A 1105-nucleotide genomic window follows, 5' to 3' on the forward strand; every position below is an offset into this window, starting at 1 on the left:
ATCCAATATTAATCGCTCCTATTTGGGAAGCAACTGATTCTAAGCCTGTTAAAGCGAATGTGCTCAAATTAGGTGGCCGAGTATGGGAAGATAGTAACCAAAATGGTATTCAAGATCAAGGTGAAAAAGGAATGGAAGGCGTTCGTATTCAACTGTTAAATAAGGATGGGAATGGATTAAAAGAAGTAAAAACAGATAAAGAAGGCCACTATTTGTTTGATGGATTAATAGAAAACACATATCGTGTACAAGTAGAGAAGCTTACCGGGTATATATTCATGCCAAAACAAAGTGGGCAAGATGTAACAGTTGACTCTAATGTAAGTGAGACTGGGGTAACAGATGCGATTACTCTTTTACATGATGATTTAACAATTGATGCGGGAGTAAATAGAAATACATTTAAKGATGTCCCACAAGGACACTGGGCATTTAATGCGATTCATGATTTAGCGAATAAAGGAATTATTGCAGGTTATGGGAATAGGATATTTGGTATGGGTGATAATGTAACACGCGAACAAGTAGCGGCATTAATTTACCGTACTTTGCATATAGAAAAACAAGATAAATATGAAAATCCATACGGAGATATCGATAAAAATTCAACAATATTTCCTGAGGAAATACTAGCTTTAACTAAGCTAGGGATTTTCCAAGGCGATGATCAAGGAAACTTTAGACCGAAAGCTACATTAACACGTGCAGAAATGGCWCAAGTTATTAMGAAAGCKTTTAGATTARATGTRAWGGCKCCACATAATTTCAACGATGTTCCAGCGAATTCATGGGCAAAAGATGCAATTAGTGCCGTACAATCGAACCATATTGCAGCAGGTATTGGTGAAGGGAAATTTGCTCCGGATATGAAAGTTACACGGGAACAGTATGCACAGTTTTTATATAATGCAATTTTAAATGAGCGATCTCATCAATAATAAGAAAATAAAGTTAAGTGTCATAATATAAGTTTATATTACTACCTATAAAAATTTATTTGGTGCTACCMTTAGTTGAYAAATAGCTCAAMAAAAGAACCCAATTAATAGGTTCTTTTTTTGATGTTGATTACTTTGGTTCTGTTGCAAAGTTATCTGAAACATAC

Annotated in this window: 1 protein-coding gene; it reads left to right on the forward strand. The window is 34.8% G+C overall.

Annotated elements, in window-relative coordinates; all coding sequences use genetic code 11:
* Positions 1–938: S-layer homology domain-containing protein (locus AC1DJR_RS30890; RefSeq protein WP_477004350.1), on the forward strand; the 938-nt coding region annotated here is incomplete at its 5' end.
* Positions 939–1105: the final 167 nt, after the last annotated feature.

Source organism: Bacillus sp. 05T31, assembly GCF_056396725.1.